The following is a 13,885-nucleotide window of genomic DNA, read 5'->3' on the forward strand; positions in this document are numbered from 1 at the left end:
GTGGCGTGCGGGGGCACAGGAGAGGAGGACCGTTGTCCGATCCGCGTGGTGAATTCATCGTCCCTGGCTTGTCCTCACCGCTGCCACCGAGCTGGCCGGAGTCCGACGAGCTGGACATGCTCCCACCCGACGCGCTGCTCTCACCGGACGTCACTGAGGTGGACTACACCACCTGGCTGCCCCACCCCGCGCCCACCACCTCGACCACGGAGGCCTCCAAACCGCCTGAGCCGATTGCGCGGACGAGTACTGACCGCACCCGGCCGCGGTCGCGGCGCCGGTTGGTGGTCGCGCTGCTGTCGATCTGCGGTCCGGCCGTGATCATCGGCATCGGGATCTGGGGGTGGCCCGCCGACACCGCACCGCAATCCCAGTCACCGCTCACCGGTGCGGCGTCCCCGCCCACGGCTGCGCCACCGGCTTCCTCGGTCGCGCCGGGGGCGTGGTGTGTGCAGCGTGCCGGCGCTGATCGGGTCAGCGGCAGCGGGGCGGGATCGACGGCGTCGGGGCCGGAAGTGATTCTGGCGCTGGAGTACTCGTATTACACCCGCCGTGACGCCACGGTCGTGCGGACACTGCTGGCGCCTGAGGGCCGGTTCGGCAGCGACGCGGAGATCCAAGCCGGCATCGACGCCGTGCCGACCGGCACCACCCACTGCGTGGACATCACCCCGGCCGGGCCGGACCGGTGGTCGGTCACCGTCACCGAACGCTGGCCCAACGACTCCCGAACCGTGCACCGGCAAACGATCTCGACCACCACCCGCGATACCCGCACGCTGGTGGTGGCGGTGGAACCGGCATGAGGTCAGCCGCCATGGACACCCCCACCCCCACCAGTGACCGCGCCCGCACCGCCCTCAACCGGGCGCGTGCGAGAGCGTCTGCTCGCGCGGTGGTGGCGCCGCCGCCCGCCCAACGGGCCGCGGTGTGGGACCGCCCGGTGCCGGTTGGCCGCGGTGCGATACCTGGCGGCCGACCGCCGCTGGTGTGGCTGCTGGGCGCCCACGGCGGCGCCGGAGTCACCACGCTGGAGCGGCTGCTGGCTCCCGCGGCGGACTGTCACCGCCGCTGGCCCGCCCCTATCGGCCGTGAGTCGCCGTATGTGCTGGTGGTGGCCCGCGCCACCGTCGTCGGGTTGGCGGCCGCGGATGCGCTGCTGCGCCAGCACCACGCCGGGCTGGCCGGAGACAGCACCGTGGTAGGGCTGGTCACCGTCGCCGCGCGACCCGGCCGCCTCCCGGCGGCGATCCGCCGCGACCGCGACCTCTACAGCGGGCTGGTCGAGCACCTCTGGCATGTCGACTGGCACGAAACCTGGACGCTGGCCGGACACGACGCACTCCCGGTGTGGACCCCCGGACAACCGACCCCGCCGCACACCCGCCGCGACGACGAGTTGTCCACCCCGCCAGCGGATGTGCGCGTGCTCGGGGCAGCGGTCACCGAGACCGTTGCCGCTTTGCATCACGCGACCATCACCGATAACGGAGAGTCACCATGAGCTGGATCCTGTCCGCCGCCGAACACACCACCGTGCTCGCGCAGGTCAACAACTTCACCCCCGAAGCGCCGCCGGGCACCAGAGGGCTGACGAAGTTGGTGCAGTGGCTGATGTGGTTCGTGCTGCTGTCGGGGGTGAGCGCGATCATTTTCGCCGGTGGCCGCTTCGCGTGGGAGAAGTGGCATGGCGGCATGCTCGAGTCCCCCAAAATGGTCGTCGGCGCGTTGATCGGCGGCATCGTCGCCACCAGCGCCGGATCGATCATGAACGCCATCCTCGACGTGTAAGGGTCGGGGAGCGCTCTGATGATGGAAACGGTTGTGGCGTACAAGCAGTTGCCGCCGGAGATCACCGACCAACTGCGCCAGATGTTCCAGTGGCTGCTGTGGGGCGTGGAAGTCGGGCTGATCATGCGGCTGGCGTGGGTCGGTGGCCGCGCCGGCTGGGAATACTTCCGCCCACCTCCCGGCCCGCCCGCCGCACCCGCGGAGGTGATGCGGGTGCTGCTGTCGTGGGTATTCGCCACCGTCGCCTGGCCGATCGCCGCCTCCCTGCTCATGGACCTCGCCTTCTGAGGCCCCATGCGCACGCGAAAAGGACTGCACATGAACCTTTTTAAAAGCCAGCGTTGCGCTGTGGCCGCGGTCGCGGGGGCCCTGGTGACGATGGGTGTGGCAGTGGGCGGCTGCGGCCGCGACGATCACCAGGCACCGGCATCGGTGCATGCCGACACGGATCTGACAGTGGTTCCTGCGGACGTGCACTGGGTGGACTATCAAGGTGTGCGGCTGCCGGTCGGCGCCGACGGACCCGGGCAGGTCAGCGCGGAGGCCGCGACAGGATTCACGCACACTCCGCAGGGGGCGGCGCTGGCGGCGATCGTGCACACGGTGCGGATGTCGCTGGCCCCCGACGAGCACTGGGCCAGCGTCGCGGCCCAGGAGATCGCCGCAGGCGCAGGCAAAGATGCCTGGGCCAGCTCTCGGGTGCTGCTGTCGATCCAAGGCCGCGCCGATCCCGCCACCGCGCCACGCGTGCGCGGCTACACCATCACCGACTACAACCGCGCGATCGCCCACCTACAGATCTACACCTCCTTTCCGGACGACTCGGTCGCGGTGAACACCGCGACGGTGGTGTGGGTGGCCGAGGACTGGCGACTACAGCTGCCCGACCCCTCGGCCACCGACGCGGTGGTGCGCGAGGCCACCACCGTGGACGCCAAGGTGAGACTGGAAGCCCCGCAATGACCACCGATCGACGACACACCACACCAGAGGTTCGGCAGGTCAATGGGTGGACCGTGGCGTCGGTGGCGCTGCTGGCGCTGATCCTTATCGCCGCCGCGATCGCGTTCGCCGCCCACCGCACCCACACCTCTACCGCGGGCCGGGCTTCCGTGGCCGCCACGACCAGTGCGCCGCCGGTGACGGGGGAGGGCTTCGATGTGCCGACGGTCGATGCGTTCGGCCGCCGCGTGGACATCCCCCGCAACCCGGCCGGGCAGCTGCGCGCGCAGACCGGCCCCGCACGCCAGACCAGCGACCCGGACTGGTTGACCGCGCCGCCATCGGGTTTGGCCGAGCCCGGCGGGTGGCAACGTGTGCACGGCGCGGTCGTGCCGTTCTCCACCTCCGACGGGCCCACCCGCGTGCGGGACGGGATCGCCGCCGGCTACGCCCACACACCGCAAGGCGCGGCCGTGGCCGCGGTCTCGAGCATCAACCAGGTCGCCGCCCGCCCCGGAGATCGGACCTTGGTCGCCGCCCGCATGGTGCTGACCGCCGCTGACCAGGCAGCGTTCGACGCCGGGATCGCCGCCGGGAAGCTGCCTGTGCAGCAACCGGAGTCGTTGACTCGCACTTTGGTGGCGCCTGATGCGTACCGCATCGACAGCTACGCCACCGATCTGGCGGTACTGCGACTGGCCGCCCGCACACGGACGGAGCCCACCGGCACACGTTCGTGGGTGACGGTGACGGTGGGCATGGTCTGGCATGAGGGGGACTGGCGCCTGCGCGGCAACGGCCAACAGCTACCCACCACCACAACAACCGATCTGACGGGGTGGACACGATGGTCCTGACCGCCGGTCGCCGCCTCGCTCTCACCGTCGCCGCCATCATCGCTGTGGTGATCAGCGCCGCGGGCGCGGCCGCGGCCCAACCGGTCACGCCGTCACCGACGCCCGCACCGGTCCCGGCCGAAGCCGGCACCTCGACCACCTACGGGTTCGACCACACCTGCAACGAGATACACGACGCGCTGTCGTCGATCCCCGGGTTGGGCGCGTGGACCGGGGATGTGGCCTCGGCGGTGTGTAAGGCGGGCAACGCCGCCTCCCACCCGGGCAGCGCGATCGAGGCCACGAAATCCAAGCTGTGGGATTCCACGTTCGGTCAGGTGACCGAAATCCTGCTCGAGGGGCTGGGTGACGCGCTCACCTTGAGCACGGCGTGGGCACAGTTACCCAACGACCGCATCCTCGACGACCCTGCCACGGGAGGGGAGATGCTGTGGCAGCGGGTGGATTCCTATACCCGGCAGGTGCAGACGTGGCTGCTGGCGTTCTCGATTCTCATTTCGGCGTTGCGGATCGGGATCGCCCGCCAGCACATGGCCGCCGAGCACGCCGAAGAGGCCTTCCGCACCTTGGTGCGTTCGACCGCGACGACCTGGATCGCCGGTTTCGCCATCTTGGCCGGTGCCCGGCTGAGTGACGCGTTCTCGATGTGGATCATCAACGACTCCACCGGCGGCAACGCCCGCGGTGCGGCGGAGTTGCTGGTGCGCACCGACCGCTTCGGCGTGTACGGGCCGGGACTGGTGTTCATCGTCGCCTTGGTCGGGATCCTCGGCGCGGTGGCGATGGTCGCGTTGACCATCATCCGCCAAGCCCTGCTCGTAGTCGCCGTCGGCATCTACCCGCTGACCGCGGCGGCGTCGGGGATGAGCGGCGGGCGCGCGTCCTTCCAGCGCCTGGGTGCGTGGATCGTGGCGTTTCTGCTGTTCAAACCGGTCGCGTCGCTGGTGTACATGATCGCCTACCTCACCGCCGACACCACCAACACCACCCTCGACCAGCAGCCGCCAGCGGGTTCGGTGGATTCGGCGCATCGCGCGCTGGTGGGGTTGGTGTTGCTGTGCAGCGTGGCGTTCGTGCTCCCGGCGTTGGTGCGGTTGGTCGCCCCCGCTTTGAGCGTGATCGGTTCCGGCGGTAGCGGCGCGGCAGCCACCGGCGCCGCAGTCGGCGCCGGCATCATCGCCGCCACCGGCGGCAAAGCGCTGTTGGCCCGCGGCGCAGCGACCGGAGGTGCAGGTTCCGCCGGATTCGTCTCCAACACCAGCAGCGGCCCGACGAGCGGCGGACTTTCCGGCCCGGCCCGCCCCACCGGCGGGGGTGGCGGCGGCGGTAGTGGTGGGTCGCCGAAGCCGCTGCCGGGCCCGGGCGGTTCTCGGGGACCCGCTAAACCGTCTGCGGCACCGGCCAACCCGCCGGGAGCGGGAGGCATGGTGCGGCGTGCGGTGCATCCGTCGACAGTCGCGACCGGCGCGGGCCAGGCAGTCGAGCGCGTGAGCGACGACGTCACCGGCGGGGCCCCGCCCGCGTCGGGGGTGGCGCGCTATCGCGGGCCGGATCTGGGGCCTCATGACATTCCCCGCTGAACCTGGTGCGTCGCAGCGGGTTTCGTTCAGGAAGGAGTCGCGGTGAGTGTGGAGTATGTCGAGCGCACCTACAGTGCGGGCTCACGGCCGCGCACCGAGGGCTTGTTCGGGCTGTCGTGGGTGGCGATGATCACCGCTGGTGCGGTGATCATCGCGGTCGTGCTGACCCAAGCGGTTTTCGGGTTGCTGGCGGCGGGGATCGCCGCCGCTACGGGGACAGTGGTGACCGCGCCGCTGGTGATCCAGATCGGCGGCCGCACCGGGTACGCGCGGGCGCTGCTGCTGTGGCAGTGGTGGCGCGGGGCCCGCCGCGGCGAGCACGTCTACCGGTCCGGGTCGTTCTCGGCGATGCCCGGCGGCGCGACCCGGCTACCCGGCCTGCTGGCGCCCTCACGCATGTATGAGGGCCAGGCCGTCGACGGCCACCGCTTCGGCATGATCCACCTGCCCCGCTTCGACGAATACACCGTGGTCTTGCGGGCGTGGCCGCAAGGCGGCGAAGCCGTCGACCAGGACCTGGTGGACCAGTGGGTCGCCGCGTGGGGAGCGTTCCTGGCGTCAGTCGGGTCGGCGCCGGATGTGAAAGCGATCGTGCCGGTGATCGACACCATCCCCGAAACCGGCAACCGGCTGATAGGGGAGGTCTCCGCGCTCACCCACCGCGACGCGCCGATGCTCGCGTCGAACGTGATGTGGGAGCTGGCCTCACAGCTGGCCAGCCAACGCGTCCAACTGGAACCACGCATCGCGATCACCTTCGAAGCCACCACCCCCGAACGCCGCAAAGTCCCCGCCGAACAAGCCCTGGAGATCGGCCGCCGGCTGCCGGGCATCCTCGTCGCTCTCGCCGAAGCGGGGGTGCGGGCGGAGCCGATGACCGCTGCCCAGATCACTGCGTTCGTGCGCCGCGCCTACGACCCGGCATCTCAAGCCGACCTGGAAGCCGCCGCGACCGAAACCGACGGTCACAGCGTCACCTGGGACATGGCCGGCCCGCAAGACGAACAGCAACGCTATGACCGGCTCCAGCACGCTGGTGCGGTCAGCATCACCTGGGAGATGACCGAAGCCCCCCGCGGCGTGGTGACCGAGCGGGTACTGCAGCGGCTGCTGGAACCCAACCCCGACCTGCCCCGCAAACGCGTCGCCATCGTCTACCGGCCACATTCCGCGGCCGAAGCCACCCGCCTGGTCGACGACGACTACCGCAACGCCCGCGTCGCCGAACAGAACACCCGCGGCGGCCTGGTCTCCGCGTCCGCCAGCATCCGCGTCGCCGGGGCTGAACAAGCCCGCCAAGAACAAGCCCGCGGCCACGGGTTGACCCGCTACGGCATCCTCATCACCCTCACCGCGCCCCGCGGCGAAGAAATCCCCCGCATCGAAGCACTCGTGCGCGACCTGTCCACCCAAGCGCGGCTGAGCATCCGCCGCTGCAACACCTACCAGTCCGCGGCCTTCGCCGCCGCCCTCGGCGTCGGGGTCATCCTGCCCGAACACGCCACCGTCCCCGAAGCACTCGAAGGGTAAACCGATGGCGAAGACACCGACGCCCCCGACTGAGGCGCAGCACCGGCCTGCGGCGTCGGTTCCCGGGGGGCGCGGTCCGCGGGTGCTGACCGACGAGCAGCGCGCCGCCTTGCAGGCGCGGCAGCGGCGCGGGGGAGTGCGCGGTGCGTGGGCGGGCGTGCTGCTCTCGCGCGACGACCACCGCCGCCGCAACCTCGGCGTCCTCCAACGCGCCAAGCCGGCTGAGGATTTCGATCGTCCCGCGCTGCGGTTGACCGACACCGGGTACGCGGGCCCTACCGGGGGACGGGTGTCCGCAGTGGGGCGGCCGGCGGAATGGCGCGGCACCACCGCCCAGGTCGTCGGACTGTGGCCGTGGTCGGTCGGGGCGGGAGCACCGCTGGTCGGCACTCCGCTGGGCCCGCATCTGCGCACCGGCGCACCGGTGTGCTTCGACCCGATGAACTGGTTTCTGCGTGGTGGCTTCATCACCGCGCCCAGTCTGTTCGTGCTCGGTTTGAACGGTTTCGGCAAATCGTCGCTGGTGCGGCGCATCGTGCTCGGCGGGATCGCCCAAGGCATCACCCCGCTGGTGCTGGCGGATGTGAAACCCGACTATCGGGCGCTGGTGGAACTGGTCGGCGGCCAAGTCATCGACCTCGGCTACGGCTACGGCCAACTCAACCCCCTCGATGTCGGGGTCATGGGCAAAGTCCTCGCCCGCCTGGAAGCCGCCGAGATGTTTGAACGCGCCCAGACACTCGCCCAAGAATTACGGGCCCGCCAGATCGCGTTGATCTGCGCGCTGGTGGAACTCGTGCGCGGGCGCCGTGTCGCCGATTTCGAGGAAACTGTCATCGCCACCGCCCTGACCTGCCTTTACCGGCCTGTCAGCGAAGGCGGACGCGGATTCACCGCCACCCGCCAGCCCATCCTCGATGACCTGCTGGAGGTGATCGTCGCCGGTGGGCCGGAGCTGCAGCTGGACGCGGCAGCCGACAGCGAGCAGCGATATCAGGCCGCAGTGGTGCCGCTGCGGCAATCGTTGCGGGCGCTGACCCGCGGACCGTTCGGGCAAGTGTTCAACGGCCCCACCACCGTCGGCATCGACTTGGACTCCACTGCGGTATGCATCGACGTCTCCCACATCCCCACCGGCGATCGCAAACTCAAAGCCGCGGTGATGTTGGCCTGCTGGGGAGCGGGATTCAGCGCCGTGGAGGCATTGAACATGCTCGCCGACGCCGGGCTGGCACCGCAACGCTACTTCCAGGTCGTGATGGACGAGCTGTGGCAAGTGCTCAGCCTCGGCGACTTCATGGTCGAACGCGTCGACGAACTCACCCGCCTGCAACGCCAGATCGCCACCGCGCTGATCATGATCAGCCACACCATCAAAGACCTCCAAGTCCTCGGCAGCGACGCCGCCATCTCCCGCGCACTCGGGTTCCTCGAACGCGCACGCGCCAAGATCTTCGGCGCGCTACCCGGTGAGGAAGTCAACCGGCTCTCGGCGTTCATCCCCTTCACCGCCGCCGAACGCGCGATGGTCACCAACTGGTCAGCCCCGCAGGCGTTGACCGGCGAAGCCATCCGCCCCGGCACACCACGCCCCACCCCACCCGGCACCGGAAAATTCCTGCTCAAAGTCGGCGAAGGCCGCCAACCCGGCATCCCGTTCCTCGTCGAACTCACCGACACCGAACGCGCCACCGGCATCCACGACACCAACACCCGCTTCGCGGGCTTCGACACCAGCGGTGACACCCCATGAGCAGCAGCAGCGGTACAGCCGCCGTGCACAATCCGCAACGCGCAGAAAGCGACATGCTATGAACGGCCGAACGGCCGCAGCAACACATAGGGGCGAAATTAAATGCGCTGCAGGCAAACGCCTTACGCGCATGATGGCCCGCATTGCCATCACGGCCCGGTGTGGTGTCGGCGTGATCGCTGCTGGAGGGGTGTTGGCTGCCCATCATGGCTTCTGTGCGGTGGGTGCACGGAGTGGGCCATGAGGCCGGTCGCCATCATGGCGGTGGCCGGGCTGGTGTTCGTGTCGGCGATTCTGATGTTGCTATTGCTGATGCTCGACGCCGAGCGCGACGCAAACCGCTGCACCGCACTGCGTCCTGGCGCGGCAGGCTCATTCCCGCCCGGGACTCGGGTGGCACCGATGAAGTCGGGGACCTACCAGATCACCTCTGGTTTCGGATATCGCGAGGGCGGGGAGTTCCATCGCGGCATAGATTTCGCTGCCCCAGCGGGCACACCGATCTACGCCGCCGCCGACGGCATCGTCGCCGCAGCTGGTCCGGCCGACGGGTTCGGTACCTGGATCGTCATCGACCACAACCTCGACGGCCAGGTCATCTCGACCGTCTACGGGCACATGTTCGACTCCGACCTGCACGTACGCACCGGTGACCCGGTGAGCGCCGGTCAGCAGATCGCGTTGGTCGGCTACAACGGGCAAGTCGTGCCCAGCGGCCCGGGCGGCGCGCACCTGCATTTCGAAACCTGGCCCGGTGGCCGTTTCACCGGCGGTCAGGCCACCGACCCGCAAACGTGGCTCGACGGCGCTGCCGACCCCGGCACCGACTCTCACCCCGCGATCCCGCCACCGGCGCCCGCGTCCGGTACGCCGCTGGGCGCGGACCTCGCCGCCGCCGCGGCGTCCGGGCCGGGCGCGGAGTTGGCGCCGTTGCCTGCGAGCGTGGAAGCCCGTTTGCAGGTCGATGCGGTTCGTGTGGCTCGCGCGATCGCGGTGACGTTCCCGCAGATCACCACTATCGGTGGGTGGCGCGAATCCGATCCTTACCCCGACCATCCCTCCGGGCGGGCGATCGACGTGATGATTCCCGACTACGCCACTGGTGAAGGAAAAGCGTTGGGCGACAGCATCGCCGACTACGTCATGGCGCATGCCGGCGACTTCCACGTCGAATACATCATCTGGCGGCAGGTGTACCGCGCCGCGGACGGTACGTCGAATCTGATGGACGATCGCGGCGGGGACACGGCCAACCACTTCGACCACGTGCACATCAGCGTGACCGGCGGAGGCTACCCGGACGGCTCGGCCATCACCGGCCCCACCCAAACCCCTGGCCACGCAGGGATCGGGGGGTGTGAAGCCGCCGCCGCCACCGCCGACGGTGAACTCGCGCCCGGGTCGGTGCCGCCGGAGTTCGAGTCCTGGTATCGCCGCGCGGGAGGGTTGTGCCCGCAGATCAGCGCCGCGCTGCTGGCCGCGCAAGGCAAGGCAGAAAGCGGATTCAACCCGCACGCGGTCTCGGGCTCCGATGCTCAAGGCCCAGCACAGTTCATGCCCGACACCTGGCCCTCCTACGGTGCCGACGACGACGGCAACGGGCAGGTCTCCCCGTTCGACATCGGCGACGCGATCATGGCCCAAGGTCGCTACATGTGCACGATCGCCGCCCAGGTCGATGCCTGGATCGACGAAGGGAAAGTTCACGCCCCCAACGGGCGCACCGAGCTGTATCTGGCCGCCTACAACGCCGGTGAGGGCGCAGTCCTGGCCTCTGGCGGATTCCCCACCGGTGCACCGGATTACCTCACTCAGACCCGCCCGTACGTCGACAAGATCCTCGCCACCACCCCCGAGTTCAGTACCACGCTGAGCTGACGATACCGACAGGAGACCCCACTGATGACGAGTGCGATGATCACCGAGCTGCGACTGCCGCGTCTGCTCGCCGCGCGACCCGACCCCGCCAGGACACTCGAGCAGGCCCGGTTCGCGGTGAACCTGTTGCGCTGGCGCGCGACACTCTCCGCGCTGTTTCGTGACTACGACCGGGTCAAAGCCGATCAACACCTCACCGACAAGACCCGGGAACTGGCGCTGGTGCGTCTGCTGGACTCCATCAACGCTGTTGTCGTTCGAGAACCGCTGCACACCGATCGGCTCGAGCTGCCCAGCCGCGAGCCGCCGGCGCTGGTGGAGACCACCCAGCATTACCTCGAAGCGCTGATCCTGGCGGCCAACCGCATCCGCGCCCGCGGAGTGCTCGTCGAAGACCTGGTGCGGCGCTGGCTGTCGGAGCGCAGTTCCATCGAGGCGATCGCGGCCCTCGACGGAGACCGTCACTCCCAACTGCTCTACAGCCTCGACACCGGGTCTGTGTCGGTCCGCGACGCGGTCACCACGCTGGCATCGGCGTGGTTGTTCGACCGCGTCGACGCCCCCTCGCCCCGATGACACGCCACCGCACAGTGCTGGCCGTGCTGTGTTGTGTCGCCGCGGCAGTCCTCGCCGCAGTGGCGCTGGCCGGCCCGGACCACGGCGACCGCCCCGACACCACAAGCGCGCCGGGGGATGCCGAGCACTCCATCCACGGTCTCAGGCCGGACACTGCCGGTCCAGCCGAGGCGGCGCAACAGGCTCTCGCGGCGCTGTTCACCTGGCAGCCGGTCACCGACGCCACCACCGGGGTGGCGTTGTCGCGGGCGCGTCCCTGGCTCACCGGTGAACTCGCCCGCGCCTCGCAGTACCCGCTGGCCACCGGTGTGCGCGAACCGCCGTACTGGGCGGCCTGGCGGCGATCCGGCGACATCGTCACCGCTCACGCCGTCGCACCCGCATCTCCCGACTGCCACCGCGACGGCTGCACGGTGACCGCGGTCGTCACCCAAACCGTGCTGCACCGCGACGGCACCTCCACCCCCTACCAGGTCATGCACGTCAACGCAGCCACCCAGCACACTCCCGAAGAATGGAAACTCAGCGACTACCGCATCCAACAGTAGCCGTCCGCGTCCATCCTCCGGCCTCGATCACGAGCGGAGCGCGAGTAAAAACATTGAGCGACAACGATATTCAGCCGACCGCACAGCAGCCCGTCGCGGATGGGCTATCGCCGCGACACCGCGCCGCACCCGGTGCGGGGATCCGGCGCGCGATGCTGACATCACACCGCGCCGACCTCGCGGTTCCAGCGTTGGGACCGTACCTGCGTCAGATCCGCGAATCGATTCACCCGCCCGGCAGCAGCAAACACCTGTCGCGGGAGAAAGCCGCCACCCGGATCGGTCTGAGCGCCGCCTATCTTCGGCAGGTCGAAGACGGCACCCGCGTCCCCACGCAACAAGCGCTGCAACTGCTCGCGTCGGGCTACTCGCTGTCGGCGGCGCAGATCCGCCACATCCGCGAACTGCGGGAGCCGCCAGTTCCGCTGATCGGACTGGACACGCTGCGCGCCCGTGTCACGCAAACACCAGCCCTGCTCGAACGCCTCGACGACCTCGACCGAGCCGACATGCTGGCTGGCTACTTCTCCCCGCTGCTGCATGTGCTCGCCGCCAACCGCAATCTCGACCAAGCACTCCCCGGGCTACCAGAAACCGGGAACCTGGCCCTGTGGTACTTCACCCCCGCCGCACACGAGGTGCTCATCGACTGGGATCAGGAGGCCACCCACATGGTGCAGTGGCTCAAAGCCATTCTCGGCCAACACCGCAGCACACCCGCCGCCGGGCAGTTGCTGGCCCGCTTGCAAACCGACGAGCAGTTCTACACCCGCTGGAGCGACAGCACCGCCGTCGCCTACCGCCGCGATGCCCAGCGGCCGATGATCCTGCGCACCGGGCACGGTGAGCACATCGCCGTGAACGTCGAAACCAGCACCGTCACCGACACCCACGGATACATCCGTCTGTTCCTCGGTGTGCGCAAACCACCCCGCGGCGACGCGGCCAGGATCCGGTGACCAGGTCTATGCGCCTCGACAACGCCGGGGTGTGCCCGTCTGGACCCCGCCCCGGGACAGAGCTGCCCGGTGGGCAGACCGGTAGGCTCGCCGAAATGGTCTTCCGGGCGGGGATTCTGCTGGCGACACTTCTACTGCCGATGACATTGCTGAACGGATGCGGGCATGACATCGCCGGTACCGCGCTCCCTCGAATCGCCGACAATGGCCCCTCCAGCTACCGACGCGCGTTGAGCGCCGAAGAGCAGGCCCGTTTAGCGGTATCTGACCGGATCCGGGACCTGGATGCCTGCGGTTTCGTCAATCAGGCAGCGATCGCGACCCTCGGTGAGCCGGTCTACTTCGGGCAGGGCCAGGATTTCGACAGCTGCATCCTACGATTCAGACCCAGCATCGGCCCCAGCAGAATCTACGAAGTCGAGATCAACACCGGTCAGCGCGACAAGCAGACGCCGCCGACCATGCTCGACGGAGTACCCGTGCGATTTCGCCCAGCCGACGGCTGCATGGCCACAGTCCCCTACCAGGTGCAGGACTTCGTGATCTGGGTCAAAGGCCGAGAGAACTCAGATACGTGCACGGAGGCAACGGCATTCGTGCGAGCCGCGCTGCCGATGCTGAAAAGCACACCGCTTCGTGCGCATTCGCAGCGTGTACTCGATACACCGTTGGCTCGGCTGGACCCGTGCGCGGCCCTGTCGGTCATCGGCAAGGACCGGCCGCGGCTGCGTGTCGAGACCAATATGCGTCCGTACTACTGCGATTTCACCCTCGACAGCGACGACGAGACGACCACCCAGAAAATCGCATACACCCAGAAGACGCTCGAGATCCTCGACTGGGCCCGCAAGGACGGCAAGGTTCATGACTTGGGTGCCGGGCAACTGCAGATCAACCGAGGATACAAAGACAGCCCCATCGGGCATTGCTCAGTGGATCTCTACCTGAACATGGGTTCCCCGCACACCCGCAACTTCACCGACGACATCAGCAGCAGCGGCCCCGAGCGATGGGTAGATGTTGTCGACATGTCCACGATGGCAGGATGCGCTGCGCTGCAGCGAACCGCAGCAGCGATCCTCGAGTTCTACGGCAAATAAACCACCGAACCCTCCACGCTCCCCGCGGCACACGCTGCGACGCCGATCAACCCGGCTCTCCCGAACCGGTCGATGTGCACACTGTCGCGAGTTGGGGTGCCGGTAGTAATCGCCGAAGAAGCAACGGATATGACGTAACCGCTGGTCGAGGGGTGATCGTGCTGCGGGTGCAGCTGGTTCGCCATGATCTGCACGGTCGTTCTGTAACTTCCGCGCCATGAGTATCTGGCAAACCGGTTTGACTTCTCTGGCAGTGGCGCTGATCGCTGCGACGGTGCTCGGCACCGTCAAGTCTCTCGCTCCCCGGGCACAGAGCCGATGGTTGAGTTGGCGGCAGCAGCGCACCGCGACGATCCAGGCCCGAAGTGCCG

General features: G+C 68.8%; 14 protein-coding genes. All 14 read left to right on the plus strand.

Annotated features, from left to right (window positions below):
- The first annotated feature begins 32 nt into the window (after positions 1 to 32).
- On the plus strand, positions 33 to 806 hold the full coding sequence (locus IU450_RS37655; RefSeq protein WP_195154489.1) for a hypothetical protein: 774 nt from the start codon (positions 33 to 35) through the stop codon (positions 804 to 806).
- Positions 803 to 1,504 (plus strand): DUF6668 family protein, encoded by a 702-nt coding sequence (locus tag IU450_RS37660; protein WP_228835688.1) that lies wholly within the window; start codon positions 803 to 805, stop codon positions 1,502 to 1,504. Before IU450_RS37655 ends, IU450_RS37660 begins: the two co-directional genes overlap by 4 nt.
- The gene (locus IU450_RS37665) at positions 1,501 to 1,791 is read left to right on the plus strand and encodes a hypothetical protein (protein WP_195154490.1); all 291 of its coding nucleotides are present in this window, start codon (positions 1,501 to 1,503) and stop codon (positions 1,789 to 1,791) included. Before IU450_RS37660 ends, IU450_RS37665 begins: the two co-directional genes overlap by 4 nt.
- An 18-nt stretch (positions 1,792 to 1,809) precedes the next feature.
- A complete protein-coding gene (locus IU450_RS37670; protein ID WP_195154491.1) occupies positions 1,810 to 2,079 on the plus strand; it encodes a hypothetical protein in 270 nt (89 codons plus the stop codon).
- A gap of 30 nt (positions 2,080 to 2,109) precedes the next feature.
- Entirely contained in the window at positions 2,110 to 2,754 is a 645-nt protein-coding gene (locus IU450_RS37675; RefSeq protein ID WP_195154492.1) for a hypothetical protein, read from the plus strand.
- A complete protein-coding gene (locus IU450_RS37680; protein WP_195154493.1) occupies positions 2,751 to 3,590 on the plus strand; it encodes a hypothetical protein in 840 nt (279 codons plus the stop codon). Before IU450_RS37675 ends, IU450_RS37680 begins: the two co-directional genes overlap by 4 nt.
- Positions 3,581 to 5,170 (plus strand): hypothetical protein, encoded by a 1,590-nt coding sequence (locus tag IU450_RS37685; RefSeq protein ID WP_195154494.1) that lies wholly within the window; start codon positions 3,581 to 3,583, stop codon positions 5,168 to 5,170. The genes IU450_RS37680 and IU450_RS37685 overlap by 10 nt, the downstream gene beginning before the upstream one ends.
- Positions 5,171 to 5,212: 42 nt before the next feature.
- Positions 5,213 to 6,700, plus strand: coding sequence for an SCO6880 family protein (locus IU450_RS37690; RefSeq protein ID WP_195154495.1), 1,488 nt, complete (start codon positions 5,213 to 5,215; stop codon positions 6,698 to 6,700).
- Positions 6,701 to 6,704: 4 nt separating this feature from the next.
- Positions 6,705 to 8,453, plus strand: a complete 1,749-nt coding sequence (locus IU450_RS37695) for a hypothetical protein (protein WP_228835689.1) — start codon at positions 6,705 to 6,707, stop codon at positions 8,451 to 8,453.
- Positions 8,454 to 8,693: 240 nt separating this feature from the next.
- Entirely contained in the window at positions 8,694 to 10,331 is a 1,638-nt protein-coding gene (locus IU450_RS37700) for a M23 family metallopeptidase (protein WP_195154496.1), read from the plus strand.
- A 24-nt stretch (positions 10,332 to 10,355) separates the two neighbouring features.
- Positions 10,356 to 10,907: a hypothetical protein gene (locus tag IU450_RS37705; protein ID WP_195154497.1), complete on the plus strand. Its 552-nt coding sequence runs from the start codon at positions 10,356 to 10,358 to the stop codon at positions 10,905 to 10,907.
- The gene (locus IU450_RS37710; protein WP_195154498.1) at positions 10,904 to 11,455 is read left to right on the plus strand and encodes a hypothetical protein; all 552 of its coding nucleotides are present in this window, start codon (positions 10,904 to 10,906) and stop codon (positions 11,453 to 11,455) included. Before IU450_RS37705 ends, IU450_RS37710 begins: the two co-directional genes overlap by 4 nt.
- A gap of 152 nt (positions 11,456 to 11,607) precedes the next feature.
- Positions 11,608 to 12,414, plus strand: coding sequence for a helix-turn-helix domain-containing protein (locus IU450_RS37715; RefSeq protein WP_195154499.1), 807 nt, complete (start codon positions 11,608 to 11,610; stop codon positions 12,412 to 12,414).
- Between the two features lie 95 nt (positions 12,415 to 12,509).
- Positions 12,510 to 13,514 carry a hypothetical protein gene (locus IU450_RS37720; protein WP_195154500.1) on the plus strand — a complete coding sequence of 335 codons (1,005 nt, stop codon included), beginning with the start codon at positions 12,510 to 12,512 and terminating at the stop codon, positions 13,512 to 13,514.
- The last annotated feature ends 371 nt before the right edge of the window (positions 13,515 to 13,885 follow it).

The organism is Nocardia abscessus, from assembly GCF_015477775.1.
Taxonomy (GTDB): Bacteria; Actinomycetota; Actinomycetes; order Mycobacteriales; family Mycobacteriaceae; genus Nocardia; species Nocardia abscessus_A.